The sequence below is a fragment of the Streptomyces sp. Je 1-369 genome, assembly GCF_026810505.1.
In the GTDB taxonomy this organism is placed as follows: domain Bacteria; phylum Actinomycetota; class Actinomycetes; order Streptomycetales; family Streptomycetaceae; genus Streptomyces.
Genome location: NZ_CP101750.1, coordinates 541,585 through 567,897, shown reverse-complemented (window position 1 = coordinate 567,897; position 26,313 = coordinate 541,585). Strand labels below are relative to the sequence as shown.

The 26,313-nt window shown below is 71.7% G+C and carries 28 protein-coding genes; 12 read left to right on the top strand and 16 right to left on the bottom strand.

Annotation, left to right across the window (positions count from 1 at the left end; translation table 11 throughout):
* The first annotated feature begins 86 nt into the window (after positions 1 to 86).
* From NOO62_RS02590 to NOO62_RS02580, 3 genes are all read left to right on the top strand, one after another.
* Positions 87 to 761, top strand: coding sequence for an urease accessory protein UreF (locus NOO62_RS02590; protein WP_268769246.1), 675 nt, complete (start codon positions 87 to 89; stop codon positions 759 to 761).
* Positions 762 to 881: 120 nt separating this feature from the next.
* Complete coding sequence (ureG, locus tag NOO62_RS02585) at positions 882 to 1,565, top strand: urease accessory protein UreG (protein ID WP_268769245.1); 684 nt, start codon at positions 882 to 884, stop codon at positions 1,563 to 1,565.
* 41 nt (positions 1,566 to 1,606) lie between these two features.
* Positions 1,607 to 2,365 carry an urease accessory protein UreD gene (locus tag NOO62_RS02580; RefSeq protein ID WP_268775447.1) on the top strand — a complete coding sequence of 253 codons (759 nt, stop codon included), beginning with the start codon at positions 1,607 to 1,609 and terminating at the stop codon, positions 2,363 to 2,365.
* 7 nt (positions 2,366 to 2,372) lie between these two features.
* On the opposite strand, the gene NOO62_RS02575 is transcribed toward NOO62_RS02580, so the two are convergent.
* The 3 genes from NOO62_RS02575 to NOO62_RS02565 form a co-directional block, all read right to left on the bottom strand.
* Positions 2,373 to 2,513, bottom strand: coding sequence for a hypothetical protein (locus tag NOO62_RS02575; RefSeq protein ID WP_268769244.1), 141 nt, complete (start codon positions 2,511 to 2,513; stop codon positions 2,373 to 2,375).
* A 410-nt stretch (positions 2,514 to 2,923) separates the two neighbouring features.
* A complete protein-coding gene (locus tag NOO62_RS02570) occupies positions 2,924 to 3,943 on the bottom strand; it encodes an NAD(P)H-dependent flavin oxidoreductase (RefSeq protein WP_268769243.1) in 1,020 nt (339 codons plus the stop codon).
* Positions 3,944 to 4,090: 147 nt separating this feature from the next.
* Entirely contained in the window at positions 4,091 to 4,282 is a 192-nt protein-coding gene (locus NOO62_RS02565) for a hypothetical protein (RefSeq protein ID WP_268769242.1), read from the bottom strand.
* A gap of 267 nt (positions 4,283 to 4,549) precedes the next feature.
* Here NOO62_RS02565 and NOO62_RS02560 point away from each other — a divergent pair, with 267 nt between their 5' ends.
* Positions 4,550 to 6,175 carry an alpha/beta hydrolase gene (locus tag NOO62_RS02560; RefSeq protein WP_268769241.1) on the top strand — a complete coding sequence of 542 codons (1,626 nt, stop codon included), beginning with the start codon at positions 4,550 to 4,552 and terminating at the stop codon, positions 6,173 to 6,175.
* A gap of 137 nt (positions 6,176 to 6,312) precedes the next feature.
* On the opposite strand, the gene NOO62_RS02555 is transcribed toward NOO62_RS02560, so the two are convergent.
* Positions 6,313 to 7,359, bottom strand: a complete 1,047-nt coding sequence (locus NOO62_RS02555; RefSeq protein ID WP_268769240.1) for an NAD-dependent epimerase/dehydratase family protein — start codon at positions 7,357 to 7,359, stop codon at positions 6,313 to 6,315.
* A gap of 168 nt (positions 7,360 to 7,527) precedes the next feature.
* Complete coding sequence (locus tag NOO62_RS02550) at positions 7,528 to 8,277, bottom strand: lysophospholipid acyltransferase family protein (protein WP_268769239.1); 750 nt, start codon at positions 8,275 to 8,277, stop codon at positions 7,528 to 7,530.
* Positions 8,278 to 8,528: 251 nt separating this feature from the next.
* On the opposite strand from NOO62_RS02550, the gene NOO62_RS02545 reads away from it, so the two are divergent.
* Positions 8,529 to 8,924: an SSI family serine proteinase inhibitor gene (locus NOO62_RS02545; RefSeq protein WP_268769238.1), complete on the top strand. Its 396-nt coding sequence runs from the start codon at positions 8,529 to 8,531 to the stop codon at positions 8,922 to 8,924.
* Between the two features lie 32 nt (positions 8,925 to 8,956).
* Here NOO62_RS02545 and NOO62_RS02540 read toward each other — a convergent pair whose 3' ends face one another.
* The 5 genes from NOO62_RS02540 to NOO62_RS02520 all read right to left on the bottom strand — a co-directional run bounded on the left by NOO62_RS02540 (position 8,957) and on the right by NOO62_RS02520 (position 13,456).
* Positions 8,957 to 9,115, bottom strand: coding sequence for a hypothetical protein (locus NOO62_RS02540; RefSeq protein WP_268769237.1), 159 nt, complete (start codon positions 9,113 to 9,115; stop codon positions 8,957 to 8,959).
* 87 nt (positions 9,116 to 9,202) lie between these two features.
* A complete protein-coding gene (locus NOO62_RS02535; protein WP_150220545.1) occupies positions 9,203 to 10,153 on the bottom strand; it encodes a cytochrome c oxidase assembly protein in 951 nt (316 codons plus the stop codon).
* A 107-nt stretch (positions 10,154 to 10,260) separates the two neighbouring features.
* Entirely contained in the window at positions 10,261 to 11,286 is a 1,026-nt protein-coding gene (locus NOO62_RS02530; RefSeq protein WP_268769236.1) for a 6-phosphofructokinase, read from the bottom strand.
* 179 nt (positions 11,287 to 11,465) lie between these two features.
* A complete protein-coding gene (locus NOO62_RS02525) occupies positions 11,466 to 12,194 on the bottom strand; it encodes a type 1 glutamine amidotransferase (protein WP_268769235.1) in 729 nt (242 codons plus the stop codon).
* Positions 12,195 to 12,217: 23 nt separating this feature from the next.
* Positions 12,218 to 13,456 (bottom strand): MurT ligase domain-containing protein, encoded by a 1,239-nt coding sequence (locus tag NOO62_RS02520; protein ID WP_268769234.1) that lies wholly within the window; start codon positions 13,454 to 13,456, stop codon positions 12,218 to 12,220.
* A gap of 152 nt (positions 13,457 to 13,608) precedes the next feature.
* Here NOO62_RS02520 and def point away from each other — a divergent pair, with 152 nt between their 5' ends.
* Positions 13,609 to 14,148 (top strand): peptide deformylase, encoded by a 540-nt coding sequence (def, locus tag NOO62_RS02515; RefSeq protein ID WP_268769233.1) that lies wholly within the window; start codon positions 13,609 to 13,611, stop codon positions 14,146 to 14,148.
* A 32-nt stretch (positions 14,149 to 14,180) separates the two neighbouring features.
* Here the strand turns inward: def and NOO62_RS02510 are convergent, their stop codons facing one another.
* Positions 14,181 to 14,825: a TetR family transcriptional regulator gene (locus NOO62_RS02510; RefSeq protein ID WP_268769232.1), complete on the bottom strand. Its 645-nt coding sequence runs from the start codon at positions 14,823 to 14,825 to the stop codon at positions 14,181 to 14,183.
* 164 nt (positions 14,826 to 14,989) lie between these two features.
* Between NOO62_RS02510 and NOO62_RS02505 the strand changes: the two genes are divergently transcribed.
* The 3 genes from NOO62_RS02505 to NOO62_RS02495 are packed head-to-tail and all read left to right on the top strand — an operon-like array spanning position 14,990 to position 18,122.
* Positions 14,990 to 16,216: an acyl-CoA dehydrogenase family protein gene (locus NOO62_RS02505; RefSeq protein WP_268769231.1), complete on the top strand. Its 1,227-nt coding sequence runs from the start codon at positions 14,990 to 14,992 to the stop codon at positions 16,214 to 16,216.
* 56 nt (positions 16,217 to 16,272) lie between these two features.
* Positions 16,273 to 16,716 (top strand): MarR family winged helix-turn-helix transcriptional regulator, encoded by a 444-nt coding sequence (locus NOO62_RS02500; RefSeq protein ID WP_268769230.1) that lies wholly within the window; start codon positions 16,273 to 16,275, stop codon positions 16,714 to 16,716.
* On the top strand, positions 16,713 to 18,122 hold the full coding sequence (locus tag NOO62_RS02495; protein ID WP_414930757.1) for an MFS transporter: 1,410 nt from the start codon (positions 16,713 to 16,715) through the stop codon (positions 18,120 to 18,122). Before NOO62_RS02500 ends, NOO62_RS02495 begins: the two co-directional genes overlap by 4 nt.
* A 28-nt stretch (positions 18,123 to 18,150) precedes the next feature.
* Here NOO62_RS02495 and NOO62_RS02490 read toward each other — a convergent pair whose 3' ends face one another.
* The 4 genes from NOO62_RS02490 to NOO62_RS02475 form a co-directional block, all read right to left on the bottom strand.
* On the bottom strand, positions 18,151 to 18,939 hold the full coding sequence (locus NOO62_RS02490) for a GNAT family N-acetyltransferase (RefSeq protein ID WP_268769229.1): 789 nt from the start codon (positions 18,937 to 18,939) through the stop codon (positions 18,151 to 18,153).
* Positions 18,940 to 18,981: 42 nt separating this feature from the next.
* Positions 18,982 to 20,022, bottom strand: coding sequence for a PhlD (locus tag NOO62_RS02485; RefSeq protein ID WP_268769228.1), 1,041 nt, complete (start codon positions 20,020 to 20,022; stop codon positions 18,982 to 18,984).
* A 141-nt stretch (positions 20,023 to 20,163) separates the two neighbouring features.
* A complete protein-coding gene (locus tag NOO62_RS02480; RefSeq protein WP_268769227.1) occupies positions 20,164 to 20,985 on the bottom strand; it encodes a helix-turn-helix domain-containing protein in 822 nt (273 codons plus the stop codon).
* A gap of 433 nt (positions 20,986 to 21,418) precedes the next feature.
* Entirely contained in the window at positions 21,419 to 22,306 is an 888-nt protein-coding gene (locus tag NOO62_RS02475) for a Gfo/Idh/MocA family protein (protein ID WP_268769226.1), read from the bottom strand.
* A 198-nt stretch (positions 22,307 to 22,504) separates the two neighbouring features.
* On the opposite strand from NOO62_RS02475, the gene NOO62_RS02470 reads away from it, so the two are divergent.
* Together NOO62_RS02470 and NOO62_RS02465 are read left to right on the top strand one after the other, a co-directional pair.
* The gene (locus NOO62_RS02470) at positions 22,505 to 23,983 is read left to right on the top strand and encodes an MFS transporter (protein ID WP_268769225.1); all 1,479 of its coding nucleotides are present in this window, start codon (positions 22,505 to 22,507) and stop codon (positions 23,981 to 23,983) included.
* A gap of 2 nt (positions 23,984 to 23,985) precedes the next feature.
* Positions 23,986 to 24,597, top strand: coding sequence for a TetR family transcriptional regulator (locus NOO62_RS02465; RefSeq protein WP_268769224.1), 612 nt, complete (start codon positions 23,986 to 23,988; stop codon positions 24,595 to 24,597).
* Here the strand turns inward: NOO62_RS02465 and NOO62_RS02460 are convergent.
* Entirely contained in the window at positions 24,548 to 25,507 is a 960-nt protein-coding gene (locus tag NOO62_RS02460; protein ID WP_268769223.1) for a DMT family transporter, read from the bottom strand. The two genes, NOO62_RS02465 and NOO62_RS02460, sit on opposite strands and share 50 nt — an antisense overlap.
* A 140-nt stretch (positions 25,508 to 25,647) precedes the next feature.
* Here NOO62_RS02460 and NOO62_RS02455 point away from each other — a divergent pair, with 140 nt between their 5' ends.
* On the top strand, positions 25,648 to 26,298 hold the full coding sequence (locus NOO62_RS02455; RefSeq protein WP_268769222.1) for a TetR/AcrR family transcriptional regulator: 651 nt from the start codon (positions 25,648 to 25,650) through the stop codon (positions 26,296 to 26,298).
* The last annotated feature ends 15 nt before the right edge of the window (positions 26,299 to 26,313 follow it).

Genomic DNA, 26,313 nt, shown 5'->3' with positions numbered 1-26,313 from the left:
TCGCGACGGCCACGGCTCCCGCCACCGCTCCCGCCCCACTCCACTCACCCCGTTCCCTCCCCTCCCGACAAGCTGGCGACGATCACATGTCACGAGCAGCACTCCTCGTCCTGGCCGACGGCCGCTTCCCCGCCGGTGGGCACGCCCACTCGGGCGGGGCCGAAGCGGCCGTCAAGGCGGGCCGCATCACCGGTGCGGCGAGCCTGGAGGCGTTCTGCCGGGGTCGGCTGCACACCTCCGGGCTCGTGGCGGCCGCCCTCGCGGCGGCCGCCGCCCTCGGTGTCGACCCGGGCGCCCTGGACGCGGCGGCGGACGCCCGCACGCCGTCACCGGCCCTGCGTACCGCCGCGCGGCGCCTCGGTCGGCAGATGATGCGGGCCGCCCGCGCCACCTGGCCGCATCCCGCACTCGACGAACTGGCCCGGCAGTTCCCCAAGGGAGCCCACCAGCCGGTGGTCCTCGGACTCGCCGCCCGCGCCGCCGGGCTCGGACCCGAGGACGCCGCGTACTGCTCGGCGTACGAAGGGATCAGCGGCCCCGCGACCGCCACGGTCCGGCTCCTCAGCCTCGACCCCTTCGACGCCACGGCGGTCCTCGCCCGGCTCGCCCCGGACGTCGACGAGGTGGCGCACCGGGCTGCCGAGGCGGCGAGACGCGTGGTCGACGAGGGTGTCGACGCACTGCCCGCGGCGTCCGCGCCACTTCTGGAGATCAGCGCGGAGGCGCACGCGGCGTGGCCGGTCCGCCTGTTCGCGTCCTAGCGACGGCTCCACGCACGCGTTCTCAGCCGACTACTTGTTCCCGCACGACCGACCCCACGTTCCCGTACGACCGGCCCCACGTTCCCGCCCACGACCGGCACCACCCGAAGGAGCAGCAGCATGCACCTCGACCACTCCCATGACGGCCCCGCCGCCGTGTCCGCCGACGCCCACCGCCCCGACGGCCGCCGTCGCGCACTGCGCATAGGGCTCGGCGGTCCGGTCGGTTCCGGCAAGACCGCGACCGTCGCCGCGCTCTGCCGCGACCTGCGCGACGAACTGTCCCTCGCCGTGGTCACCAACGACATCTACACCCGCGAGGACGCCGAGTTCCTGCTGCGCGAGGCCGTCCTGCCGCCCGAGCGCATCACCGCGGTGGAGACCGGAGCCTGCCCGCACACCGCGATCCGCGACGACATCTCCGCGAACCTGGAGGCCGTGGAGGACCTGGAGGACGAGGTGGGCCCGCTCGACCTGATCCTCGTCGAGTCCGGCGGCGACAACCTCACGGCGACCTTCTCCAAGGGCCTCGTCGACGCGCAGATCTTCGTCATCGACGTCGCGGGCGGCGACGACATCCCGCGCAAGGGCGGCCCCGGCGTCTCCACGGCGGACCTGCTCGTCGTGAACAAGACCGACCTCGCCCCGCACGTCGGCTCCGACCTCGCCCGGATGGCCGCCGACGCGAAGGCCCAGCGCGCCGAACTCCCCGTCGTCTTCCAGTCGTTGCGCTCGGGTGAGGGTGTCGGCCCGGTCGCCGCGTGGGTGCGCGAGCAGTACGCGACGTGGACCGCGTCGGCGTGACGACGGACCTCGCGTCCCGGGACGGCATCGGCGAGGGGCGAGTGAACGCCGCGGGCATCCGCGCCACGGCCCGCGTCGAGGCGCGTGCCGATGACCGCGGCCGCATCTCCCTGCCGGTACTCGACGGAGAGGGCCCGCTCGCGCTGCGCCGCACCCGCTCCACGGGCCGCACGGCGCGCGTGACGCTGGTCGGGGCGATGAGCGGTCCTCTGGGCGGCGACCACCTGACCGTCGAGGCCGCGGTCCATCCGGGGGCCGCGCTCCACATGGACTCGGCTGCGGCCACCATGGCGCTGCCGGGCCAGACCGAGACGGCGGCACGCTACGACGTACGCCTCTCCGTCGCCGACGACGCCGAACTGCGCTGGCTGCCGGAGCAGTTGATCTCGGTGTGCGGCAGCGACCTGCGCGTCACGACGTGCGCTGAGCTGGCCGCCGGGGCCCGCCTGGTGCTCCGCGAGGAACAGGTCCTGGGCCGCACGGGCGAGGCCCCGGGCCGCCTCACCAGCCGCCTCACGGTGCGCCGCGCCGGACAGCTGCTCCTGGACCAGGAACTGGCCTGCGGCCCCGGCGCACCCGGCGGCTGGGACGGCCCCGCGGTCCTGGCCGGCCACCGTGCGATCGGTCAACTCATCGTCGTACGCCCGGAGTACACCCACGACAAGCCCGCCGCCGGGCCGTTGGGGGAGTGGGCCGCCATCACGCCGCTCGCGGGGCCGGGAGTCCTGGTCACGGCCGTCGCGCCGGACGCGCTGCTGGTACGCAGAGCGATGGACGAGGCGGTGCGCCGCCTGGGGTGAGACCTGCTCAGTGCTGAGGGTGGGGGAGCTCGTCCACGAGGACGTCGAAGGCCGTGGCGAGAGCGGGCGATGCCGCCTCCGTGTTGTGCGTGTCGAACAGGTGGTGCGCCCGGTCGATCCACTCCTGGTGCACGGGCTGCCCGGCCATGTCCCATTGCCGTTGAACATGCCGAAGGCCGCCACCGAGAGCCGTAACAGCTCGTACTCGACGGCCTGCGACAGATCGAGGTCGCTCAGCCCGGACTCGTGCTTCAGGACCTCGCGGCGGGCGAAGCGGGTGAGCAGGCGTTCGTACAGTTCATGGCTCACCAGCGTGTCCGCCTCCCGCTGATAGGCATTGTCCTCGGCGTCGTACAGGGCGAGCATCAGCAGCAGCAAGGGCTGGCTCGCGAGGGCGGCCCGAGTGAGCGCTTGCGAGGAGGGGAGGGGGTGCAGACCGCTGCGGCGGAAATAGTCCGCGTTCTTCCGGCCAAGTGGCGATCCACGTACGGCGATTCGTCGGTCTCGGCATGGACATGCAGGCATCCTACGAGTCGAGTTGCGCGCCGAGCGCTCTCCTCACCGATGATGTCGCGTCGTCAGCACCACTTCGGCCTGGTCCATCATCTCGCGGACGACGTCGCCCGCGGGCCTGATGTCGTGGATGAGACCGACGCCCTGCCCCATCAGCCAGGGCATCTCCTCCCAGTCCGCCTCGGTGGCGGGCACGGGCGGCAGGACGTTAAACTTGCGCAGCACCGTCTCCTCGCCCTGGAAGACGGTGGTGCCGACCTGCTCCAACGAGTCGCGGACGGTCGGCACTTCGGCGGTGCGGTCGTGCCACTCGGCCACCACGCGGTCGCGCTGCACCCGCATCGGGTTGAACTCCGGCCACTCGGGGCCGAAGATCCCGGTGAGTACCGTGTCCTCGCCCAGGCCGGCGATCAGCCGCCGGTGGTGCTCGGGATGCACCTCAGCCTCGCGGGTGGCGGCCATGCGGGTGCCGACCCAGACGCCGTCGGCGCCCAGGCACAGGGCCGCGGCGACTTGGCGGCCGTCGGTGATGCCGCCCGCGGCGAGGACCAGCGCGCGGTCTCCCACGGCGTCGACGACGGCGGGGACGCCGACCATGGTGGGCAGCCCGCCGAAGTTGTGCCCGCCGGCCTCCCAGCCCTGGGCGACGACCGCCTCCACACCGTCGTCGACGGCGCGCCTGGCCGCGTCGACGGAGCCCACTTGCTCCCACACCGACACTCCCGCCGCACGCAGCTGTTCGAGCTGATCGGCCGGTGGATGGCCCCAGTGGTACGAGACGATCGGCACCTGCTCCTCGGCACAGACGGCGACGTGCTCGGTGTTGTCGAAGTACGTGATCAGGTTGATGTGGAACGGAGCGCTTCCGGCGCCCTTGCGCACGGCGTGGATGATCTGCCGGAGGACGTCCGGGGGCATGAGCGCGGCGCCCACCGCACCGACGCCCCCTGCGTCGGCCACGGCCACCGCCAGTTCGGCGTTACCGCCGACGATGCCCATTCCGGCGCAGACGAACGGGTGACGGACGGCGTACTTCTCGGTGAGCCTGGTCGACAGCACACTCATGTCGGCGTCCTCCCGGAGCTGAGTCCGCGTCGATTCTCCCGCGAACAGGGCCGCCGCGAAGCCGCCCGAACCGGCCAGCCGGGCGCGGCGGCGACGGCATGGTTCTGAGAGCCGCCGCCGCGCTGATCGAGAACGCTCGAACCGCGGTCAGTCGTGTGCGCGGGTCGTGAGCTTCCACCCGGTCCCGGAGCACCCCTCGTGCGGGGGTGGGAACCGGTGGCCCCGCACGTCGGTGCTGTACCGGTGGTGCTGGCCGCACTCGCACTCGTAGATCCCGGACTCGGGGACGATCTCGCCCGGCTTGTAGATCGTCTCGCCCTGCTCGTCGCTGTTGCTCATGACTCCTGGTCTATGGGCCCCGGCGGCACGGCGCGACTCGGCGAGGCCCGGACGAGTCCCCCGGTTGCGGGCGACTGTGGTCCATCCGGGTCCGGCCGACCGGTGGAGCAGCACCATCCGACCCGCCGTGGCCGCTCACCGGTACGTCCCGCCCCGTTTATCGGATTGGCAAAAAACTCCGGCTCCATCTGTTCTCAGCCACCCCGCAGGCGCAAGGATCCCCCGTACTGATCGAATCTGCTCGAATCGATGTGCGGGAGGCCCGACTTGAAAAGGACCCCAGGGACCAGACGGCGGACGGCGGTGTTCGGATCCGCGGGGGCCCTCGTCGCGGCGACGCTGATAGCGGGGGCCGTCGCGGCCCCGACGGCGAACGCCGACGCCGCTACGACGGCGCGGGCCGACGCGGCCCGCTCCGGCAAGGACCGTGAGATGCGCGGCGCCGTCCTCGCCGCGCAGCGCGCCGCGAAGGCCGGCATCGACTGGCGGAACTGCCCCGCCGACTGGGGGCTGGAGAAGCCCATCCAGTGCGGCTGGGTCACCGTCCCCGTCGACTACGCCAAGCCCAACGGCAAGAAGATCAAGCTCGCCGTCGACCGCATCGGCAGCACCGGCACCAAGGACGAGCGGCAGGGCGCCCTGGTCTACAACCCGGGCGGCCCCGGCGGCTCCGGCATGCGCTTCCCGCGCCGCGTCACCACCAAGAGCAAGCTCTGGGAGAAGACCTCCAAGGCGTACGACTTCGTGGGCTTCGATCCGCGCGGCGTCGGGCACTCCGCGCCCATCTCCTGCGTCGACCCGCAGGAGTTCGTGAAGGCGCCCAAGCTCGACCCGATCCCCGACAGCGAGGCCGACAAGCGCGCCCAGCGCAAGCTCGCCGCCGAGTACGCCGACGGCTGCCAGGAGCGCAGCGGCGACATGCTGCCGCACATGACGACGCCCAACACCGCCCGCGACCTGGACGTCATCCGCGCCGCGCTCGGCGAGAAGAAGCTGAACTTCCTCGGCGTCTCCTACGGCACCTACCTGGGCGCGGTCTACAGCACCCTCTACCCGACGCACGTGCGCCGCATGATCTTCGACTCCGTCGTCAATCCGCGCACGGACAAGATCTGGTACGAGGTCAACCTCGACCAGGACGTCGCCTTCGAGAAGCGCCTCATCGACTGGATGAAGTGGGTCGCGAAGAACGACTCCGCCTTCCACCTCGGCGACACCTACACCGAGGTCCGCGCCCAGTGGGACAAGCTGCGCGCCACCGCCAAGAAGCAGCCCCTGAACGGCGTCGTCGGCCCGGCCGAGCTGCAGTCGTACTTCCAGAACGCGCCGTACTACGACTCGTCCTGGGTCGAGATCGCCACGAACTGGAGCAAGTACGCCGCCGGCGACCCGAAGCCCCTCATCGAGGCGGCGAGCCCCGACCTCTCCGACACCGCGGGCAACATCACCAGTGAGAACGGCAACGCGGTCTACACCGCCGTCGAGTGCGCCGACGCCAAGTGGCCGCGCAGCTGGCGGAAGTGGGACCGCGACAACACCCGCATCCACCAGACCAGCCCCTTCATGACCTGGGGTAACGCCTGGATGAACCTGCCCTGCGCCACCTGGTCCAGCAAGCAGCAGCGCCCCGTCGAGGTGCGCACGCACAAGGGTCTGCCGAAGACGCTGATCATGCAGTCCACGCGGGACGCCGCCACGCCGTACCCCGGCGCCGTCGAGCTGCACAAGCGCCTCAAGGGCTCCCGCATGGTCACCGAGAAGGACGCCGGTTCGCACGGCATCACCAACCTCGCCAACCCGTGCCTCAACACCCGTGTCGACACCTACCTGTTGACCGGCAAGGTGGACGCCTCCGACGTCACCTGCGGCCCGCACGCCACGCCCAAGCCGTAGGGGATGTGGATGCGGATGCGTTGTAGGTGAACTGCGCGGCCGCCAGCGGAGGGACCCCTCCGGTGGCGGCCGTCGTCGTTGCGCGGCGTAGGAGTCACGTGCCCGGGGGAGGGGTCACGTGCTTGGGGAGCGAGGTGTCAGGAGTTCCTCCGGTCCGCCAGCCACGCGTCCTCCGCCGCATAGTCGAAGAGGTCGAGCGACCGGTCGTAGTTCGCCGCCATCTCAGGGAACACCTCGCGCCAGTCGCGGTCGCCCAGACGGTCCGCGATCCAGTCGACCGTCTCCGCGAGGGCGTCGACGTACGACGTCACGGCGCGGTACCCCAGCTCCCGCTCCGCCGCCGACATGTCGTAGACGACCGGATGCGGCGTGCTCCACGGGGTGACACCGACGCTCGTGGCAGGCGCATCGCCTGGCATCGGCACTGTCTCGCTCTCGAAACCCATCACCGTGTCGATCGCCGCACCGATCTCCGCGACCGTGAGCGCCTCCGGGTCGGCCGCGTTGAGGACCCGGGACCCGGGCCGCCCGGCCGCGAGCCGTATCAGCTCCGCGATGTTGTGGACGCTCACCGGGTGGAAGCAGCTGCGCCCTCCGTGGGCGAGGACGCGCGTGCGCCGCTTGTCCAGGTTCCGCTTCACGAAGTACAGCTCGCGCGGCCCGCGGCAGTGCGGGCCGTAGATCGCGCCGGCCCGCAACAGCGTCACCGGCAGCCGGTCGCCCATCGCCAGGAGGTCCCGCTCGATCCCGATCTTGCGGGTGCCGTACGTCGCGTCGCCGGGAGCGACCGTGGGCTGGCTCTCCGGGATCGGCACGGGGTACTCGGGGGAGCCGTCGGGCTCGTCCTGGGTGTCGAAGCTGCGGCCCCGCGCGTCCGTGTAGACCGCCCCGCTGGACACCACCACGGCCGACCCGATCCGGTCGGCGAACTCCGCGTACTGCCGGGAGTGCGCGGCCGTGAACGCCACCATGTCGACCACGAGGTCCACCCCGTCGCCGAGCGCCCCCGCGAGCGCCGCGTCGTCCTCCCGGTCGAGCCGTACCGCCCGTACGTCCTGCGGCCACCGCTCGTCGCGGCCGGCGCCCCGCGACGCGGCCCGCACCGCCCAGCCGTCCTCGGCGAGGGCGCGCACCGCGACCCGCCCGATCTGTCCTGTCGCTCCGATGACCAATGCGCTCTTCATGATCGGACCGTAAGCGCCGCCGGGCGCGGGCTGAAGAGGGATCTGCTGTCAGCAGACGGGCCGGGTCCCGGTGAGGGGCGGATCGCTCGTGCGTCGTGTGCTCCGGGAGCGCATGCGGCGGCGCCGCTGCTTTCGGTGTCTTCCCCGGCGATGCGTACTCCGGCCCCCTCAGCTCAACGGCATCCGCGGCCGCCTGCGCGGTTCCTTGCCCCCCGCCGCCGCGCGTTCGCGTTCCGCTTCCGCCGCCTCCTCCGCCTTGACGACGGCCGCGTACTTGTCGACGTACTCCTGCCCGGAGAGCCCGAGGATGGCGTACATGATCTCGTCGGTGACCGCCCGCAGGACGGCCTTCTCGCCGTCCATGCCGACGTAGCGCGTGAAGTCGAGCGGCTCGCCGAAACGAATCGTCACCCGCTTGAACTTGGGGAACTTCCGGCCGGGCGGCTGCGCCTCGAAGGTGCCGATCATGGCGCACGGGACCACCGGCACCTGCGCCTTGAGCGCCATCGCCGCGACCCCGACCTTGCCTTTGTAGAGGCGTCCGTCGTGCGAGCGGGTGCCCTCCGGGTAGATGCCGAGCAGCTCGCCCTTGCGCAGCACGCCGAGGCCCTCGCGGATCGCGGCCCGGCCCGCCTCCTTGCCGGAGCGGTCCACCGGGATCTGTCCCGCGCTGCGGAAGAACGCGGCCGTCAGGCGGCCCTTGAGGCCCGGCCCCGTGAAGTACTCGGCCTTCGCCAGGAACGTGATGCGGCGCTTGATGATCGCCGGCATCAGGAAGTGGTCGGAGAACGACAGGTGGTTTCCCGCGACGATCGCCGCGCCGCCGTCCGGCACATGCTCCAGGCCCTCGATTCTGGGGCGGAACATCAGCCGGAGCAGCGGGCCGAGGATCACGTGCTTGAGCAGTAGGTAGAACATGGCGGCCGCCTTCCCCCTGATCCCGGTGCCGACGCGCAGTAGTCAATCGGTGACGCGGAACAGTAGTCAATCGATCGCGCGGATGCGAGAGCCCGTACGGGCCGTTGCGTGCGGCCGGGCGGGTGAACGACCGGCGTGGCGGCCCGGCGTACACCGCCGTCGAAGGGTGCCGTGGCTACTCCTCGGTGCCGCCCGACGCCACGGAACGTCACCGCCGCCGTCACGTCCGACGTGTATCCCGGAGGTCCCTCATGCGCTCGTTCCCCCTCGCGGCCGCCGCCGCCCTGGTGGCTCTCGGAGGGCTCGCGCCCGCCCAAGCCGCCGAGACCGCCGCACCCGCCACCAAGCGCGGGCTCTTCCTCACCGTCTCGGGCGCCGAGAACACCTGGACCCGGGGCGTGCTGCTGCGCTGCGTGCCCGAACCCGCAGGAGCGCACCCGCAGGCGGCCCGGGCGTGCGAGGCGGTCGCTGCGGCCGGGGGAGACTTCGACGGGCTGCCGGACGACCCGCACGCCTGCACCAAGGAGTTCGACCCGGTCACGGCGACGGCGACCGGGTCGTACAAGGGCAAGGCGGTGAAGTGGCACAAGACGTACCCGAACGCCTGCGCCCTGGACGCGGACACGGGCCACGTCTTCCGCTTCTGAGCCTCGCGGGCGACCGCGGCGCGCCGCCACCCTCACGCGGGCCGCGACAGCACCATCGCCAGCGTGATCAGACCGAGGACCACCCAGCCGAACCACAACCAGCCGTTGCTGCCGAGCGCCGCCGTGTAGGCCGTCACCATGACGAGGCCGCCGATGGTGAACCCACCCATGGTCTTCGTGGAACCGGGCATCGCTCCGCCTCCTCCCGGCAGTCCGCGGCGCCGAGGCGCCCGGACCGCGGTCCGAAGACCATCGTGACCCGGGAAGACCCTTTGGCGCTAGCGTCCGCGAGCGGCCAGTGAGGCCAGATAGGCGTTGTACGCCTCCAGCTCCTTGTCGCCGTCGCGGTCCGCGGCACGGTCCTTGCGGCGCGCCTCGCGGTCGTCGGAGCGCCGCCACTGGAAGAGGAGGGCGACCAGGACGACGACGGACGGGATCTCGCTGAACGCCCAGGCGATGCCGCCGGCGGCCTCCTGGTCGGCGAGCGCGTCGATGCCGAGCGAGGCGGGCGGGTGCATGTACGTGCCGATCATCGGCTGGCTCGCCATCATCAGCGCGATGCCGAAGAACGCGTGGAACGGCATGCCCGCGAACAGCTCCAGCATCCGCATGATGTAGCCGGGGCGGTGCGGTCCCGGGTCGACGCCCATGATCGGCCAGAAGAAGACGAGGCCGACGGCGAGGAAGTGGACCATCATCCCGATGTGGCCCGCCTTGGAGCCCATCAGCGTGTCGAAGAGCGGCGTGAAGTAGAGCGCGTACAGGCTCGCGATGAAGAGCGGGATCGTGAACGCGGGATGCGTGATGATCTTGATGTAGCGGCTGTGCAGCAGCCGGAGGAGCCACTCGCGGGGGCCCTTGCGGCCGCGTCCCGCCGCCGGCAGCGCACGCAGCGCCAGCGTGATCGGGGCGCCGAGCAGCAGCAGGATCGGCGACAGCATGCTGATCACCATGTGCTGCACCATGTGCACGCTGAACATGACCATGCCGTAGTCGTTGAGCTTGGTGCACATCACCAGGAGCACCGTCAGGATGCCGAGCACGAACGACACCGTACGGCCCACCGGCCACTTGTCACCGCGCCGCACGAGCCGCGCCACGCCCCACCCGTACAGGGCGAGAGCCACCAGGCAGCCGATGAGGAAGAAGGGGTCGGCCGACAGCTCGAGGCCTCGCCCCAGCGTGAACGGCGGCAGATCCATGTTCATGCCGTGCCCGCTGTGATCCATCCAGTGGCTCCTGATTCGTGCGGATTGTGCGACGTGTGTCGGCACCAGAGTAGAACTGCCCCCGGCCGCTGACGCGACCGGGGGCAGGAGTTCGACGGGCGAGCGGACTACAGCACGCACTCCGCTTCGGCGTACCGCTCCTCGGGCACCGTCTTCAGCGTCTCCACGGCCTCCGCCAACGGCACCATCGTGATGTCCGTGCCGCGCAGCGCCGTCATGTTGCCGAACTCGCCGCGGTGCACGGCCTCCACGGCGTGCCAGCCGAAGCGGGTCGCGAGGACGCGGTCGTACGCGGTGGGGGTGCCGCCGCGCTGGACGTGACCGAGGATGACCGGACGGGCCTCCTTGCCGAGGCGCTGCTCCAGTTCGAGGGAGAGCTGGCGGGCGATGCCGGCGAACCGCTCGTGGCCGTAGACGTCCTTGACGCCCACGTCGAACTCCATGGAGCCTTCGCGGGGCTTGGCGCCCTCCGCGGCGACGACGATCGCGAACTTCTTGCCCGCCGAGAACCGTTCGCCGACCTTCGCGGCCAGCTCCTCGATGTCGAAGGGGCGCTCCGGGACGACGATGGCGTGCGCGCCCGCGGCCATGCCCGAGTGCAGGGCGATCCAGCCGGTGTGCCGGCCCATCACCTCGACGATGAGCACGCGCTGGTGCGACTCCGCGGTGGTCTTGAGGCGGTCGAGTGCCTCCGTCGCCACGCCGACGGCCGTGTCGAAGCCGAAGGTGACGTCCGTGACGGCGATGTCGTTGTCGATGGTCTTGGGGACGCCGACGATGGGCAGGCCCGCGTCGGAGAGGAGCCGGGCCGCCTTGAGGGTGCCCTCACCGCCGATCGGGATGATCGCGTCGAGGCCGAGCTCGGCGACGTGGCCCTTCGCCCGCTCGACGCCGTCCCGCAGATGCGCGGGCTGGACGCGCGAGGAGCCGAGAATCGTGCCGCCGCGGGCGAGGATGCCGCCCACCGCGTCGAGGTCCAGCTTGCGGTAGTCGCATTCCAGGAGGCCTTTCCAGCCGTCGTGGAAGCCGATGACCTCGTCGCCGTGGTCCACCACCGCGCGGTGCACGACGGAGCGGATGACGGCGTTCAGGCCGGGGCAGTCGCCGCCGGAGGTCAGGACACCAATGCGCATTGCCCGGAATACCTTTGCAACGTGGGTCGATGACCGGACCACGTCGTCCGGCTGGATCCCCGCCACCCTATAGGCGCCGGGGGGCCGGACCGCACCTGGCGTCCGAGGGCTGGACGCCCGCGCTCACATGTGCGGGCGGGGCGTCAGGCGGGCCCTCGGACGGGGGCGCGGCGGAGGTGTTACGCGGGCTGCTGCGCGGAGTTGATGCGCTCGGCGCGCAGCGCCTCGTACCAGCGGTCGTCCGTCGGCGGCAGCGCGTTCACGTCGAGGGCCAGCTTCAGGAGCAGGTCCGCGATGAGCGGGTTGCGGGCGAGGACGGGGCCGTGCATGTACGTGCCGAAGACCGTGCCGTTGTACGCGCCCTCGGTGCCGTCGCCCGTGCCGTTGCCCCGGCCGAGCGTCACGCGGGCGAGCGGCCGTGCGGCCGGGCCGACGTGCGTGATGCCCTGGTGGTTCTCGAACCCGGTCAGCGGCGGCAGCCCGAGCTGCGGGTCGATGTCGCCGAGCACGTCGCCGACGCACCGGTCGCCCTCGCCGCGGGTGGAGACCACGTCGAGGAGGCCGAGGCCCGGCTCGCGCTGGCCGAGGTCGTTGATGAACTCGTTGCCGAGGATCTGGTACCCGGCGCAGACCGAGAAGACGATCGCGCCGTTGCCGACGGCGCGCTGCAGGCCGCCGTCGCGGCGCAGCCGCTCGGCCGCGAGCCGCTGCGGGCGGTCCTCGCCGCCACCGATCAGGTAGATGTCGCCGGAGGTGGGCACCGGCTGGTCGCTGCGCACGTCGTAGCGCTCGACCTGGAGGCCGCGCTGACGCGCGCGGCGCTCCACGACCAGGGCGTTGCCCTGGTCTCCGTACGTGCTCAGCAGGTCGGGGTAGACCCACACCAGCCGCAGGCTGTTGTCGCTCATGCTCATGTCCTTATCCGGGCGGGTCAGTTGCCGACGCGGCGGCGCAGGTCCTGGAACGCGGTGTAGTTCGCGATCGTCTCGATGCGTCCCGGCGGGGCGAACTGCACCGCCTCGTCGACGCTCTCGCAGACCCGGAAGTCCAGGCCCGCGACCTCGAGGCGCACGGCGAGGTCCAGCTTGCGGTCGCCGAGCACGAAGATCGGGTGACCGGCGAGCCGGGTGTAGTCGACGTCCCAGAGCCAGGAGGTGTCCGTGCCGTCGGCGCCGCGCGCGTTCACGGAGAGGATCACCGGGGTCGGCGGCGGGTCGATCAGCGAAAACGTTTCGAGCCAGCCCGCGGGGTTCTTGGCGAGCAGCAGACGCAGGTCACGGCCCTGGAACTGCACGACGTCGTAACGTCCCGCGACCGCCTGCACCTGGTACATGCGCTCGAGGGCGACCTGCGGCGGCACGCCGAAGACGGCGGCCACGGCGGCCGACGAGGCCGCGTTGGCCTTGTTGGCCCGGCCCGGCAGCTGCAGGTGGATCGGCCACGCGGAGCCGTGCGGGTCCAGGACGTGGTCGCCGGAGAGCACCCAGCTGGGCGCCGGACGGCGGAAGCCGCACTCGCCGCAGAACCAGTCGTCCCCGGGGCGCTGCATGACGCCGCCGCAGGACGGGCACGACCAGGCGTCGTCCTTCCACTCCTGGCCCGCCGCCACCCACACCACGTTCGGCGACGAGGAGGCCGCCCAGACGACCAGCGGGTCGTCGGCGTTGGCGATGATCACGGCCTTGGAGCCGGCCAGACCCTCGCGCCACCTCTCGGCGAGCATACGGGTCTCCGCGGCGCGGTCCAGCTGGTCGCGGGAGAGGTTGAGCAGCGCGATCGCCTTGGGGTCGACGTCACGGGCGACGCCCGCGAGGTACTTCTCGTCGACCTCGATCACACCGAACCTGGCGTCCGAGCCGCCGGCCAGCGCCGAGGTGATTCCGGCGGGCATGTTCGCACCGAGCGCGTTCGAGACGACCGGGCCACTGGCCCGCAGCGCCTCGGCGATCAGTCGCGTGGTGGTCGTCTTGCCGTTGGTGGCCGACACGAGGACGACGTCCAGGTGCGTGGCGAGCCGTCCGAGCAGTTCGGGGTCGAGCCTGAGCGCGACCTTGCCGCCGATCACCGATCCGCTGCCGCGGCCCGCTGCCCGGGACACCGCCGCGGCCGCCTTGCCCGCCGTCACGGCCAGCTTGGCCCGCGGCGACAGCGGGTCCGTGTTGCCTGACATCTGTCGAGATCCTCCTTGCGTACGGCGCCGCGCCTGCCCCCGGCATCGTTTCGCTGCTCAGCCTATCGAGATCCATCTGCAAGCCCGAATTGCGGCACCACCTCGGCACCTCGGCGGTGCCGCTCCGTCCCCTGGACCGTACTCTTGCCGCCATGCGACACGGCACGATCCCGGGCGCCTCGGGGCGCGTACGACCTCTGACCCTGCTCGGCGACCCGGTGCTGCACGCGCCGTGCGAGGAAGTCACCGACTTCGGCCCCGAACTGGCGCGCCTCGTCGAGGACATGTTCGCGACGATGTACGCCGCGCGGGGCGTGGGGCTCGCCGCGAACCAGATCGGCGTCGGCCGACGGGTGTTCGTCTACGACTGCCCGGACGACGACGACGTCCGCCACCTCGGGCACGTGGTCAACCCGAGACTCGTCGAGGCGGACGGCGTGACGGTGCGCGGTCCCGAGGGATGTCTCTCGCTGCCCGGACTCGAAGCGGGCACGCCGCGCTTCGACCACGCCGTCGTCGAAGGCGTCGACGTACGGGGGGAGCCGGTCCAGGTGCACGGGACGGGCTGGTTCGCCCGCTGCCTCCAGCACGAGTGCGACCACCTCGACGGTGGCGTCTACACCGACCGTGTCACGGGCTGGCGGCGCCGGAGGGTGCTGCGGTCGGCCGCCAAGGCCTCCTGGAACGTCTGAGGCCGCACCGTCCGGAGCTGGAACGTCCGATATCAGAACCCGGGACCTCCGACGCGGTTGCCCGCCGCCGCGAGCCGCCCCCAGAGCAGGTCGGCGAGGCTGCGCACCAACTGGGCGCGGGGGCAGGGCCGTTCGCCGAGCCACCAGTCGCCCGCCGCGTGCATCATGCCGACGATGCCGTGTCCCCACACCCGGGCGAGCTGGGCGCTCTCCGGGCCGAGGTCGACGCGCTCCTCGATGACCTCCGCGAGCTCCTCGCCGAGCCGGCGCAGCAGGGGGGCCGAGTGCAGCCCGACGTCGAAGCCCTGCTCGCCGGGGGAGGGGGCCTCCGACGGATGCATGAGGAAGCGGTAGACCTGCGGGCGTGCCTCGATCGCCGTGAGGTAGGTGTCGAGCGTCGCCTCGACCCGTTCCCTGCGCTCGGCCGGGGCGTCGAGCGCGGCGCGCAGGGCCTCCAGAAGGGCGTCGGTGTGTCTCTTGGCGAGTGCCGCGTACAGGCCGCCCTTGTCGCCGAAGTGGCGGTAGAGGATCGGCTTGGTGATGCCTGCCTCGGCGGCGATGGCGTTCATCGAGGCGCCGGGGCCGTCGCGGAGCACGACCCGGTCCGCGGCCTCGAGGAGCTCTCGCCGCCGGTGTTCCGCGGACCGTTGCTGATCGGTCCGCTGCGTGGTCTCCATCGTTTCTCCCCGCCCGTGCTGAATCGGTGACGCACGCGCAACGTAACACCCGTCGTCCCGACCGGATCGAACGGGCCACCGGGAGTTGACATGGACTACTGGCCGGTAACAGACTGCGGTTACCGCAAGTAACGTCGCAGATGATCGCAGGTCCTGGAGGGGTCATGACCGAGTTCACCATGGAGCTCAACGACGAACAGAAGGAGGTCCGGGACTGGCTCCACGGGTTCGCCGCCGATGTGATCCGCCCCGCGGCCGCCGAGTGGGACGAGCGCGAGGAAACCCCGTGGCCCATCATCCAGGAAGCGGCGAAGCTGGGGATCTACTCGCTGGATTTCTACGCCCAGCAGTTCTTCGACCCCTCGGGCCTCGGCATCCCGATGGCGACGGAGGAGATCTTCTGGGGTGACGCCGGCATCGGCCTGTCCATCATGGGCACGGGCCTGGCCGCCGTCGGTGTGCTCGCCAACGGCACCGAGGAGCAGATCGGCACCTGGATCCCGCAGATGTACGGCGACGTGAACGACGTCAAGGTCGCCGCGTTCTGCTCGTCCGAGCCGGACGCCGGATCCGACGTCGCCGCCATGCGCACCCGCGCCGTCTACGACGAGGTCAAGGACGAGTGGGTCCTCAACGGCACGAAGACCTGGGCGACCAACGGCGGCATAGCCAACGTGCACGTCGTCGTCGCGGTCGTCGACCCCGAGCTCGGCTCGAAGGGCCACGCGTCCTTCATCGTCCCGCCGAACACCCCGGGCCTGTCCCAGGGCCAGAAGTTCAAGAAGCACGGCATCCGCGCCTCGCACACCGCCGAGGTCGTCCTCGAGGACGTCCGCGTCCCCGGGCACTGCCTGCTCGGCGGCAAGGAGAAGCTGGACGAGCGCATGGCCCGCGCGCGGGAGCGCGCCAAGTCCGGTGGCGAGCGCGTCAAGAACGCGGCGATGGCCACGTTCGAGGCCTCCCGCCCGGCGGTCGGCGCCATGGCCGTCGGTACGGCGCGTGCCGCGTACGAGGAGGCCCTGGAGTACGCCAAGACGCGCACCCAGTTCGGCCGCCCGATCATCGACAACCAGGGCATCGCCTTCCAGCTCGCCGACATGCGCACCCAGATCGACGCGGCCCGCCTCCTGGTGTGGCGCGCCTCCTGGATGGCCACCACGGGCAAGAAGTTCGAGTCGGCCGAGGGCTCCATGTCGAAGCTGTATGCGAGCGAGGTCGCCAAGAAGGTCACAGGGCAGGCGGTCCAGATCCTCGGCGGCAACGGCTTCACCCGCGAGTACCCGGTGGAGCGCATGCACCGCGACGCCGCGATCTACACGATCTTCGAGGGTACGAGCGAGATCCAGCGGCTGGTCATCGCGCGGACCCTCTCGGGGATGCCGATCCGCTAGGCGTAGATAGGAAGGCAAACTTGCAAGTTTGACTTGCTGTGTCGTACGGTCGGCGTATGAGCGGACACTCTGGAGAGCCCACGCCGGAGCAGGTCGCCGCCGACCTCACGCACGTCGTCGGGCGTCTCGTACGGAAGCTGCGCGGCGCGTCGCCCATGAACGGGCTCAGCCCCTCGCAGCGCTCCGTCCTCGCCCGGCTCGACCGCGGAGGCCCCACCACCACCGCGGGTCTCGCGCGTGCCGAGTTCGTGCGGCCGCAGTCGATGCGGATGACCGTGAGCGCCCTGGAATCCATGGAGCTCATCGAGCGGACCCCCGATCCGAACGACGGGCGACAGTCCGTCCTCTCCCTGACCGATGAGGGGCGCCGCACCCTCACCGACGGCCGCGCCGCCAAGCGCGGCTGGCTGTCGGAGGCGGTCTCCGAAGAGCTCGACCCGGCCGAGCGGCGCCAACTGGCCGACACCATCGCGCTGTTGGAGCGACTGGTGCAGAAGTGAAGGCCACTCCCGTCGCGCGCGCCCGGCGGCGTCCGGTGCGGGAGCGGTCCGCCTTCGGAGCGCGACTGACCGCGCCGCTGCTGCTCGGCTCCCTGCTCAACCCCCTCAACACCACGATGATCTCCACCGGCCTGGTGGCGATCGGCCACGACTTCGGCGTCGGCGCCTCCGACACCGCCTGGCTCGTCTCCGTGCTCTACCTCGCGAGCGCCGTCGCCCAGCCCGTGCTCGGCAAGCTCGCCGACAGCGTCGGACCGCGCCGCGTCTTCCTCGGCGGACTCGTCCTCGTCGTCGTGTCGGGCCTCGTCGGAGCGCTCGCCCCGGCATTCGGCTGGCTGCTCGCCTCCCGGGCGCTCCTCGGCATCGGCACGTCCGCCGCGTACCCCGCCGCGATGGCCGTCCTGCGCGACGAGTCGACCCGGCTCGGCACCCCGACTCCGCGTACCGTCCTCGGCCGCCTCTCCTTCGCGGCGCTCGGCAGCGCGGCGATCGGCCCGACCCTCGGCGGCCTCCTCGTCGCGACCGCGGGCTGGCGCGCCGTCTTCGCCGTCAACGTGCCGGTCGCGGTCATCGCGTACGCCACCGCCCTGCGATGGATACCCAAGGACGCACCGCGCGAGCGGGCGGCGGGAGCAGCGGGCCGCAAGGGGACGCTCGATCCGCTGGGGATCGCTCTCTTCACGGGCGCGCTGAGCTGCCTCGTCGTGTTCCTCCTCGACCTGCGCCACCCGATGTGGCCGCTCCTCGCCCCGGTCGTGCTGCTCGCCGCCCTCCTCACGTGGTGGCAGCTGCGCCACCCGCACCCCTTCATCGACCTGCGCATGCTCGGCACCAACCACGCGCTCGCCCGCACCTACCTGCGGCACGGGCTCAGCTACCTCGTCGTGTACTGCGTGATGTACGGCTTCACCCAGTGGCTGGAGGAGGAGCGCGGCTACTCCTCGCTGCACACCGGGCTCGTCATGCTGCCGATGTCCCTCGCGGCCCTGGCCTGTTCCCTGATCGGGGCGCGCACCAAGGGCATTCGCGCGCCGCTCACCGTCGCCGCGGTGCTCCTCGCCGCGGGCAGCTCGCTGCTGCTCTTCACCACCGGGTCCACGCCGCTCGCCGCGCTGCTCCTGGCGGGTGCCTGCTTCGGCATCCCGCAGGGGCTCCTGGGCACCGGCAACCAGGCGGCCGTGCAGCAGTTCGCGCCCCCGGAGGCGATCGGGTCGGCGGCGGGACTCCAGCGCACCGCCCAGTACATCGGCGCCATCACGGCCTCCGGCCTGATCGGCCTCGCCTACGGACAGCGGGCCGACGACGGCGGGCTGCACCTCATGGCCGCCGTCGGCGCCGTGCTGGCCCTGGCCCTCATCGTCCTGACCGCCACGGACCGCGCGCTGCGCCGCCGCCCGGCCAAGTAGACGGGCCGCTCCGACAACCGGGTACGCCCTACGGCCGGTACACGTACGGCGTGGTCGTGCAGAGCGTGGCGAAGCCGAGCCGGTCCAGGATCGGGCGGCTGTCGTCGGTGGCGTCGACCTGCAGATAGCGGTAGCCGCGCTCGACGGCGATGCGGGCGCGGTGGGCGACCGTCGCGCGGTAGATGCCCCTGCCGCGCCACTGCGGGTCGGTGCCGCCTCCCCACAGCCCGGCGAAGTCGGTGCCCGGCCGGAACTCCATGCGCGCGCCGCACACCGGCCGGTCGCCGGCCATGGCGACGACCGCGACGATGTCGTCCGGTGTCTCGGTGAGCTGAGCGAGGACCCGCCGGGCGAGGTGTTCGCTCAGCGCCGCGTCGCCCTCACCGAAGGCGGCGAGGTGCGCCTGGGACATGAGGCGTACGCCTGCCGCGTCCGTCACGGGCACCAGCCGGATGCCTTCGGGCAGTTCGGGTCCCTCGGGCAGGGCGGCGGCCTCGGCGACCATCACGGTCTCCGTCGGTTCGGCCTCGAACCCGGCCGCCAGGAGACGCTTGTCGAGGTCTGCGGGAAGGTCGTACGAGTGCAGTTTCCACTCGAACTCGCGCCCCTGCTCGGTGTAATGCCGTACCTGTTCCGCGATCACGGCGTCCGCCGTCGACGCGTCGGCGTCGGTCCACAGGACACCGTTCCAGTGGTGCGCGGAGCCGGTCACGCGCACGACGCCGCCGGTCCGCTCGACCCGGGTGTCGCCGCCCTCGCCCTGTGTGTCGTGCCGGAGTTGACGGTCGTACGCGGCCAGTACCGCTGCGTGATCCATGCGGTCACCTCAGCAGCACGGCGAACCGGCGGCAACCGGTTTTCAGGAGCGCCAGCGGCAGCGCAGGGCCGCCGTCGCGAAGCCGGGGCCGAAGGCGATGGCCGCGCCGTGCGCGCCGTCGTCCGGCGGGTCGGCGTGGGTGCGTTCCAGGACGCGCAGGATGCTCACGCCGCCCAGGTTGCCCTCGTGGCCGAGTGTGTCCGTGGAGTGCCGTGCGGCGTGCTCGTCCAGGCGCAGCGCGGTCGCCGTGTCGGCGATGATGCGCGGGCTGCCGGGGTGGATGACGGCGAAGTCGGGCCGCCGGGGGCCGAGCCACTCCAGGAGGGGCGGCATCACGTCGGTGACGGCGGCCAGGACCTGCTTGGTCGAGTCGAAGTGGATGCCGTCCTCGGCGATCCTGCCGCGCTGGCGTTCGAGGCTACCGGCGAGGACGTACTCGAAGGTGTCCTCGACGGCCAGTCCGGGGCCCAGCGGGGTGTCGGTGACGACGGTCGCTGAGGCCCCGTCGCCGAAGAGCGCTTTGTAGATCATGGACTCGATGGTGGTGTCGCTGTGGTGGTAGATGCTGGACAGCACTTCGGAGGCGACCACCAGGACCTTGCCGCCCGGCCGCGCGGCGAGGAGGTCGGCGGCGCGGGTCAGGGCCTGGGCGCCGCCCGGGCAGGCCACCGAGGTGAGCGCGACGCGGCGCAGGTCGGGGCGGAGGCCGAGCCGCGTGACGAGGTTGATGTCCAGGTTCGGGACGGCCCAGCTCGTGGTGTGCGTGGTGACGAGGGCGTCGATGTCCCGCGCGGCCAGGCCCGCGCTGTCCAGGGCCAGGGTGCAGGCTCGTTCGGCCATGTCGAGTGCGTCGGAGAAGGCGATACGGGCGCGCTCCCCGACGTCGGCCGTGCCGGACACGGTGGGGGAGTCGAGCGGTCGCGTGAAGTAACGGGTCCGGACGCCGCAGTTGCCGATGACGCGGAGGATGGCGCGCAGCCGCGGGTGGTCGGCGTGGTGCGCGCTCACGTCGTCGGCTATCTCGGCGGTGGTGACCTTGTGGTCGCCGAGGACGGTCCGTGGTCGGAGTACGTGAGCAGTCACGAGGCGGCTCCCCGTGGATCGGCGGTGCAGGTGGGGACGTGGCCAAATTACTGCACTATGCCGAGAGTGCCCTGTTTTACGCCGATTGCTCGAATGTGTGTACGAGGGTGGGGGTCGGGTGGACCGGGCGTGTGCGCCGGGTCAGTCGGAGCGGAGGTTGGGCGCGCGCGAGTGGACGCGCTGCGTGCCGCGGTGGAACACGAGGATCATCAGCCGGGAGCCCGGCGCCGTCAGGGGCTGCGCCGCGCACATGGTGACCCAGCCGGGTCCCTCAAGGGCGTGCAGCAGGGGGCGCTCGTCGCCGTCGGGATGGGGGTGGGAGTTGCCCGCGGCGTAGAGGTCGGCGGTCTCGGGGTCGGCCAGGATCTCCTTCTCGATCTGCCGCAGTATGTCGTCGTCGGGCCTGGTGGCGAGCGCGGCCCGCAGTTGCGGCAGCACCATCGGCGCCCACACGCTGTGCCAGTCCATCAGGGTCTCGCGGCCGTGCGGGTCGAGGAGCATCCAGCGCAGGGTGTTGCCGGGGACCTTGCCGCTCGGGAACATCGCAGCGAAGGCGCTGTTGTACGCGAGCATCTCCCAGGACGCGTCGGTCACGTAGGCCATGTGCCCTATCCCGTCGACCGCCTCCTGCCAGACGCCGGGGACCTCCTTGCCGGAGGAGAGGTGGAGCGGACCCGGCGGGTCCTGCAGCAGGGCGTAGCGGCAGAGGGACACCCACTCCTGCTCGTTCAGACCGAAGAGCCGCGCCACGTCCCGCAGCAGCGAGGTCGGCGGGTTGGGGTAATTGCCGGACTCGAGACGGTGGTACGTCCCGAAGGTGCGGTGCAGCAGTTGGTCGACCTGGTGCTGTGACAGGCCGGGTGCGCGCCGGCCCTGGCCCGTGGGGCGGGCGAAGCCGTGCGATTCGGGGGCTATGAGGGCGCGTCGTTCGCGGAGCAGAGCGCGGAGCGCCGTCTTGTTCATGGTGGGTAATCCCTCTTGGTGCACGCCGAGTTGGAGCGTGATCAGTCTAAATATTCACATCGGCTTTGGTAGTAAACATTGCCCGAAGAAAACGATCAGTCGCTCAGGCATCATGGAGCGTGCGGGGTCACCGACCTGCAGGTTTGATCGTCGGATGACACTCGTGCGCAACAGCGGGGCATCTTGTCCGGGGAGCTTGAGAATGGCTGAAATTCCCCGGCATTGGGTACCCCCTAGGCCTACTGGGCCGCTGTGGGAAGCGTGTGGGACAACTGTTCGTATTCTGATCCGCGTGATCGGAATCGGAGCAGCACAGGACCGCACAGCTCGGCTTCCCGTGCCGGTTCCGTAGGACCACCGGCTGCGGTCGGTGCCGTCACTCGCCATTACGTAGCGGCCACGGTACCGGCCGCCCGTGGTTGTTCCGGGCGCGTCAGGTGGCCGTGATGTGCTCCTCCGCCTGCGCCAGGATCTCCGAGACCCGCAGCCCGAACCGTACGTCGCACGGATGAGCCGTGCCCGTGGCCGCGGACTCGACGAGCGCGTCCACCGCAGCCCCGAGCGCGTCACCCGCCCCTTCCCACGGCGGAAGCGCCACCGTGCCGCTCTCCCCGCGCAACTCCACGGCGAGACCCTCGCACTTCGGCGGCGCCGTCAGGCTCAGCGTCGCCGTGCTCGACGCGCCGCTCTCGTGCCGCAGGATCAGGTGGACCGTGTCCCTGGGGCCCTCGGCCGCGGTCACGGCGGTCACGTCGCCGAGCACGGGCAGCAGCATGGACAGGGCGTGCGGGCCCACGTCCCACAGGCCGCCGCGGCTGGCACGCCACGGTGACGAGAAAGCGGCGCTGCCGTCCGGCGCGTAGAACGAGCCGTACCAGTCGGCGCGGCCGGTGAACCAGCCACCCGTGGCGGTCTGTTCGGCCAGCCAGGCCGCCGATGCGGTGGTGAAGCGCAGCGTGAAGAAGACCACGGAGGCGACCCCCGCGCGCTCGGCCGCCGCGGCGAGGTCCCGCGCGCCGGCCGTCGTCGTGGCCACCGGCTTGTCGAGCAGCAGGTGGCAGCCCGCCGCCGCGGCCCGCGCGGCGAGCGGCGCCTGCACGTCGGGCGGCACCGCGAACGCCACGGCGTCACTGGCGGCGAACAGGTCGTCCACGTCCGCGTACGCCCTCGTCCCGTGCTCGGCGGCGAGCGCGGCCGCGGGCTCGGGGCGACGGCCCCAGACGCCGCTGAGGTCCACGCCCGGGTGGCTGGACAGCGCGGGGGCGTGCGTGGCGGAGGCCCACGGGCCGGTGCCCACCAGGCCGATGCGGAGTCGGTTCATGGGCCGCAGTATGACCGAAGCCGCCGACAGTGGGCCTGCCGCGGCAGGGGTGCGTGGCGGGCCCGGACGGTTCACGGCCACGGGCGGGCGGGGCTCCCCGCCCGAATTCTCGCCGAATTTCTCTGGGTGAATTCCCATTCACTAGCTATGGTGAATGGTAATTCACCTGATCGCGAGATTCCGCCGGGGGGATACGTCATGGCACCGGTTCCGGCCGTCGGCGACGGGGGAGGGGCGCGCGCCCGGCTCGCGGTCCCCGTGCTCGCCTTCGGCGGCATCCTCATGGCCGTCACGCAGACCGTCGTCGTCCCCCTGCTGCCCGATCTGCCCCGCCTGACCGGCAGCTCACCCGGTGCCGTGTCCTGGCTGGTCACCGCCACACTCCTGGCGGGCGCGGTCCTCACCCCCGTACTCGGCCGGGCCGGCGACATGTACGGCAAACGCCGCGTCCTGCTGCTCGCCCTCGGCCTGATGGCCGGAGGGTCGGTGCTCTGCGCGCTCACGTCCGACATCCGGCTGCTGATCGCGGCGCGCGCCCTGCAAGGTGCCTCCGCCTCGGTGGTGCCCCTGTCCATCAGCATCCTGCGCGACGAACTCCCGCCCCGGCGCACCGCATCCGCCGTCGCCCTGATGAGCTCCACGGTCGGCATCGGCGCCGCGCTCGGTCTGCCGCTGGCGGCGCTCATCGTGCAGTACGCGGACTGGCACGCCATGTTCTGGGTGACGGCCGCCCTGAGCACGGCCGGTCTGCTGCTCGCCCGGTGGGCCGTGCGGGAGTCACCGGTGCGTTCGCCGGGGCGGTTCGACACGTGGGGTGCGCTCGGCCTCGCGGCCGGTCTCGTCTGTCTGCTGCTCGCGGTGTCACAGGGCGGCCAGTGGGGGTGGGGGAGCGGCCCGGTCCTCGGACTGTTCGCGGGCGCGGTCGTCATCCTGTCCGTGTGGTGGCGGATGCAGCTGCGCGCGAAACAGCCACTGGTGGACCTGCGCCTCGCGTCCGGACGACGCGTCGCCCTCCCGCACCTGACCGCGCTGCTCGCCGGATTCGCCTTCTACGCCAACTCGCTGGTCACCGCGCAGCTGGTGCAGGCGCCCGCCGTGAGCGGCTACGGCCTGGAGCTGTCCATCGTGGCGACGGGGCTGTGCCTGCTTCCCAACGGCGTGATCATGCTGGCCCTCTCACCGCTGTCGGCCCGCGTCTCCACGGCTCGCGGCCCCCGGGTGACCCTCGCCGTCGGCGGCGCGGTCATGGCGCTCGGCTATGCCGTACGCATCGTGGACAGCCGGGAGTTGTGGGTGATCGTGCTGGGTGCCGCGATCGTGGCGACCGGCACGACCTTCGCGTACTCGGCGCTGCCCACGCTGATCCTGCGGGCGGTGCCGGTCGAGCAGACCGCGTCCGCGAACGGCGTGAACGTCCTGATGCGGACGGTCGGCCAGAGCGTCTCCAGTGCGGCCGTCACCGCGGTGCTCGTCCGGCACACCGCGTCCGCCGGAGGCACCGAGTTCCCCACGCTCGGCGGCTACCAGCTCGCTTTCACCCTGGCCGGCACGGTGGCGCTCGTCGCCTGCGCCACCGCACTGGCCATACCCTCGGACACGTCCACGGCCCGGCGGAACGGACGCAGGACCGCCGGGCGCGAAGGGCCCGCACAGGAAACCGCTCTGGAGGGAAGCTGACCATGGCGGAGGTACGCACGGAGGCGGACGGGCGCGCGGACGGGTCCCGCCACGCCCCGCCCACCGGACGCAGGGGCGCCGAGGCGAGCAAAGGGGCCATCATCCGCGCCGCCCGCCATCTGCTGGCCCGGCACGCGCACGGGGACATCACCCTCAAGGCCGTGGCCGACCGGGCCGGAGTCAGCGCCCCGTTGATCCTGAAGTACTTCGGCAACAAGGACGCCCTGTTCTCCCAAGTGATGTCGTTCGAGGCCGACGCCGCCGTGTTCCTCGACGCACCCGTCGACGACCTCGGCCGCCACATGGTCCGGCACCTGCTCACCGGCCAGGCGGAGCGGGGCGCCGATCCGATCCTGCGCATCGTCTTCGCCCCGCTCCACGGCGAACAGGGCGACATCCTGCGCGCCAACTTCCGCGTACAGGTGGCCCAGCGGCTGAGCGAGCGGCTGTCGGGGCCGGACGTGGGACTGCGGGCCGAGCTCGCCGTGGGCATGCTGCTCGGCCTCGGCGTGATGTACGGCATCGCCCGCGGCCCGCACCTGCGCGCCACCGAGATCGCCGAGATCACCGACCGGTACGCACCCGCTGTGCAGGCCTTGTTGACTCCCCGCTGACCCGCGTCTCCCGGGTGGTGGCCGCAGCGGGGGACCGGTCCGCTCCCCGTCCTCCCCGCCGTACGACCATCACCGCCGCGAGCCCGACCGACAGTCCCACCACGGTCTGCGGCCCGAAGGGCTCGCCGAACATCAGCGCGCCCCACAGCGCGGTCACGGGCGCCATGAGGAACATCAGCGTGTTGACCTGCGTGACCCCGGAGCGCCGCAGAATCAGCCAGTACAGGCCGTACCCGCCGAACGTGGAGAGCGCGACCAGCCATGCGATCGCGCCCCAGAACGACGCCTCGGGCGGCGGTGTCGCGGCCCCCGACACGAGCGCGAGCCCCGTGAAGACGACGGCGCTGGTGACGCAGTGGACGGTCATCGCCACCGAAGGGGCGACCGGGCGGGGCGCTCGCCGGTCGAGGAACGTCGCCGCCACCAACGAGAGCATGCCGAGGAACGGCACGGCATAGGCCCAGGCAGGGGTGGCGCCGCCCTGCGCGAAGTCGGCGGCGGTGACGATGACGACTCCGGCCACGCCGAGGCCGAGGCCGGCCCACTGCGTGCGCGAGACGTACTGACCGAGCAGAGGCCCTGCGAGGGCGCCCGCGACCAGTGGCTGGGTGCCGTCGATCAGGGCCGTGGTGCCGCTGGAGACGCCCAGTTGGATCGCCAGGTACACGGTGAGCAGATAGCCGCTCTGCGACAGTGCGCCGACGGCCGTCTGCCGTCCGACGTCGCGCGCCGTCAGACCGCGCCACGCCGCGCGGTGCAGCACCAGCACAACGAGTCCCAGGACCACGGCCAGCGGCAGGAAGCGCCACATCAGCACGGTCACGGCGGACGCGCTGCCCGCGCCCAGTTTGGCGCCGATGAACCCGGAACTCCAGGTCAGCACGAACGCGGTCGACAGCAGGACGTTCATGGGGATCTCCCGTCTCGGGTCTCCGAGGTCGTGCGGAGACCCGTCGTGGATGAGTAAACCGATCTGTCTACCTGGCTTGGCTGCCGAGTATACAGATCGGTATAGGTGCGATGTATACCGGTCGGTATACCATGGGCGTCATGGGTGATGAGACGACGTGCGGGGAGGAAGGCGGCGGCGCGAGTCCGCACCGCATCGTCATGACGCCGGCCGCCCGCCGCGCCCTCGATGCCGCCGGGCGCCTCTTCTACGAGCGCGGCATCCATGCCGTCGGAGTGGACCTGATCGCCGTCGAGGCCGGGGTCACGAAGAAGACGCTCTACGACCGGTTCGGCTCCAAGGAGCAGATCGTCGTGGAGTACCTGGCCGACCGCGACGAACGCTGGCGGGCCTTCCTCGCCCCGTACGTCGAGGCCGCATCCACGCCCCGCGCCCAGGTCCTCGCGGTCTTCGACGCCCTGCGCGGCTGGGCCGAGGGGCCCGAGGGGCGTCTGGTCAAGGGGTGCAGCATGGTCAACGCGCACGCCGAGATCAGTGACCCCGCGCATCCCGCGTACCCGATCATCGCCGGTCAGAAGGCCTGGATGCTCGCACTGTTCACCGGCTTCGCCGAGGGTGTCGCGCCGTCCGGGGCCGACGCCGCGCGGCTCGGGCGGACGCTCATGCTGCTGCACGAAGGTGCCCTCGTCGCCCACGGCCTGCACGTGTTCCCGGACGCGATCGACCAGGCCCGCGGTGACGCGGAGGTGCTGCTGGATGCGGCCGCGGGGCGGGCGTCCGCGCATCGTTGACAAGTCTTTGCCCGT

Bases quoted from the DNA above. Each gene is read 5' to 3' on its own strand.
- def (WP_268769233.1), top strand. From the start codon at position 13,609: ATGCGACACGGCACGATCCCGGGCGCCTCGGGGCGCGTACGACCTCTG.
- NOO62_RS02540 (WP_268769237.1), bottom strand. From the start codon at position 9,115: ATGCCCGGTTCCACGAAGACCATGGGTGGGTTCACCATCGGCGGCCTC.
- ureG (WP_268769245.1), top strand. From the start codon at position 882: ATGCACCTCGACCACTCCCATGACGGCCCCGCCGCCGTGTCCGCCGAC.
- NOO62_RS02455 (WP_268769222.1), top strand. From the start codon at position 25,648: ATGGGTGATGAGACGACGTGCGGGGAGGAAGGCGGCGGCGCGAGTCCG.
- NOO62_RS02545 (WP_268769238.1), top strand. From the start codon at position 8,529: ATGCGCTCGTTCCCCCTCGCGGCCGCCGCCGCCCTGGTGGCTCTCGGA.
- NOO62_RS02475 (WP_268769226.1), bottom strand. From the start codon at position 22,306: ATGAACCGACTCCGCATCGGCCTGGTGGGCACCGGCCCGTGGGCCTCC.
- NOO62_RS02510 (WP_268769232.1), bottom strand. From the start codon at position 14,825: ATGGAGACCACGCAGCGGACCGATCAGCAACGGTCCGCGGAACACCGG.
- NOO62_RS02590 (WP_268769246.1), top strand. From the start codon at position 87: ATGTCACGAGCAGCACTCCTCGTCCTGGCCGACGGCCGCTTCCCCGCC.
- NOO62_RS02465 (WP_268769224.1), top strand. From the start codon at position 23,986: ATGGCGGAGGTACGCACGGAGGCGGACGGGCGCGCGGACGGGTCCCGC.
- NOO62_RS02490 (WP_268769229.1), bottom strand. From the start codon at position 18,939: ATGGATCACGCAGCGGTACTGGCCGCGTACGACCGTCAACTCCGGCAC.
- NOO62_RS02500 (WP_268769230.1), top strand. From the start codon at position 16,273: ATGAGCGGACACTCTGGAGAGCCCACGCCGGAGCAGGTCGCCGCCGAC.
- NOO62_RS02535 (WP_150220545.1), bottom strand. From the start codon at position 10,153: ATGGATCACAGCGGGCACGGCATGAACATGGATCTGCCGCCGTTCACG.
- NOO62_RS02460 (WP_268769223.1), bottom strand. From the start codon at position 25,507: ATGAACGTCCTGCTGTCGACCGCGTTCGTGCTGACCTGGAGTTCCGGG.
- NOO62_RS02525 (WP_268769235.1), bottom strand. From the start codon at position 12,194: ATGAGCGACAACAGCCTGCGGCTGGTGTGGGTCTACCCCGACCTGCTG.
- NOO62_RS02530 (WP_268769236.1), bottom strand. From the start codon at position 11,286: ATGCGCATTGGTGTCCTGACCTCCGGCGGCGACTGCCCCGGCCTGAAC.
- NOO62_RS02520 (WP_268769234.1), bottom strand. From the start codon at position 13,456: ATGTCAGGCAACACGGACCCGCTGTCGCCGCGGGCCAAGCTGGCCGTG.
- NOO62_RS02470 (WP_268769225.1), top strand. From the start codon at position 22,505: ATGGCACCGGTTCCGGCCGTCGGCGACGGGGGAGGGGCGCGCGCCCGG.
- NOO62_RS02570 (WP_268769243.1), bottom strand. From the start codon at position 3,943: ATGAGTGTGCTGTCGACCAGGCTCACCGAGAAGTACGCCGTCCGTCAC.
- NOO62_RS02575 (WP_268769244.1), bottom strand. From the start codon at position 2,513: ATGGCCGGGCAGCCCGTGCACCAGGAGTGGATCGACCGGGCGCACCAC.
- NOO62_RS02505 (WP_268769231.1), top strand. From the start codon at position 14,990: ATGACCGAGTTCACCATGGAGCTCAACGACGAACAGAAGGAGGTCCGG.
- NOO62_RS02550 (WP_268769239.1), bottom strand. From the start codon at position 8,277: ATGTTCTACCTACTGCTCAAGCACGTGATCCTCGGCCCGCTGCTCCGG.
- NOO62_RS02555 (WP_268769240.1), bottom strand. From the start codon at position 7,359: ATGAAGAGCGCATTGGTCATCGGAGCGACAGGACAGATCGGGCGGGTC.
- NOO62_RS02480 (WP_268769227.1), bottom strand. From the start codon at position 20,985: ATGAACAAGACGGCGCTCCGCGCTCTGCTCCGCGAACGACGCGCCCTC.
- NOO62_RS02565 (WP_268769242.1), bottom strand. From the start codon at position 4,282: ATGAGCAACAGCGACGAGCAGGGCGAGACGATCTACAAGCCGGGCGAG.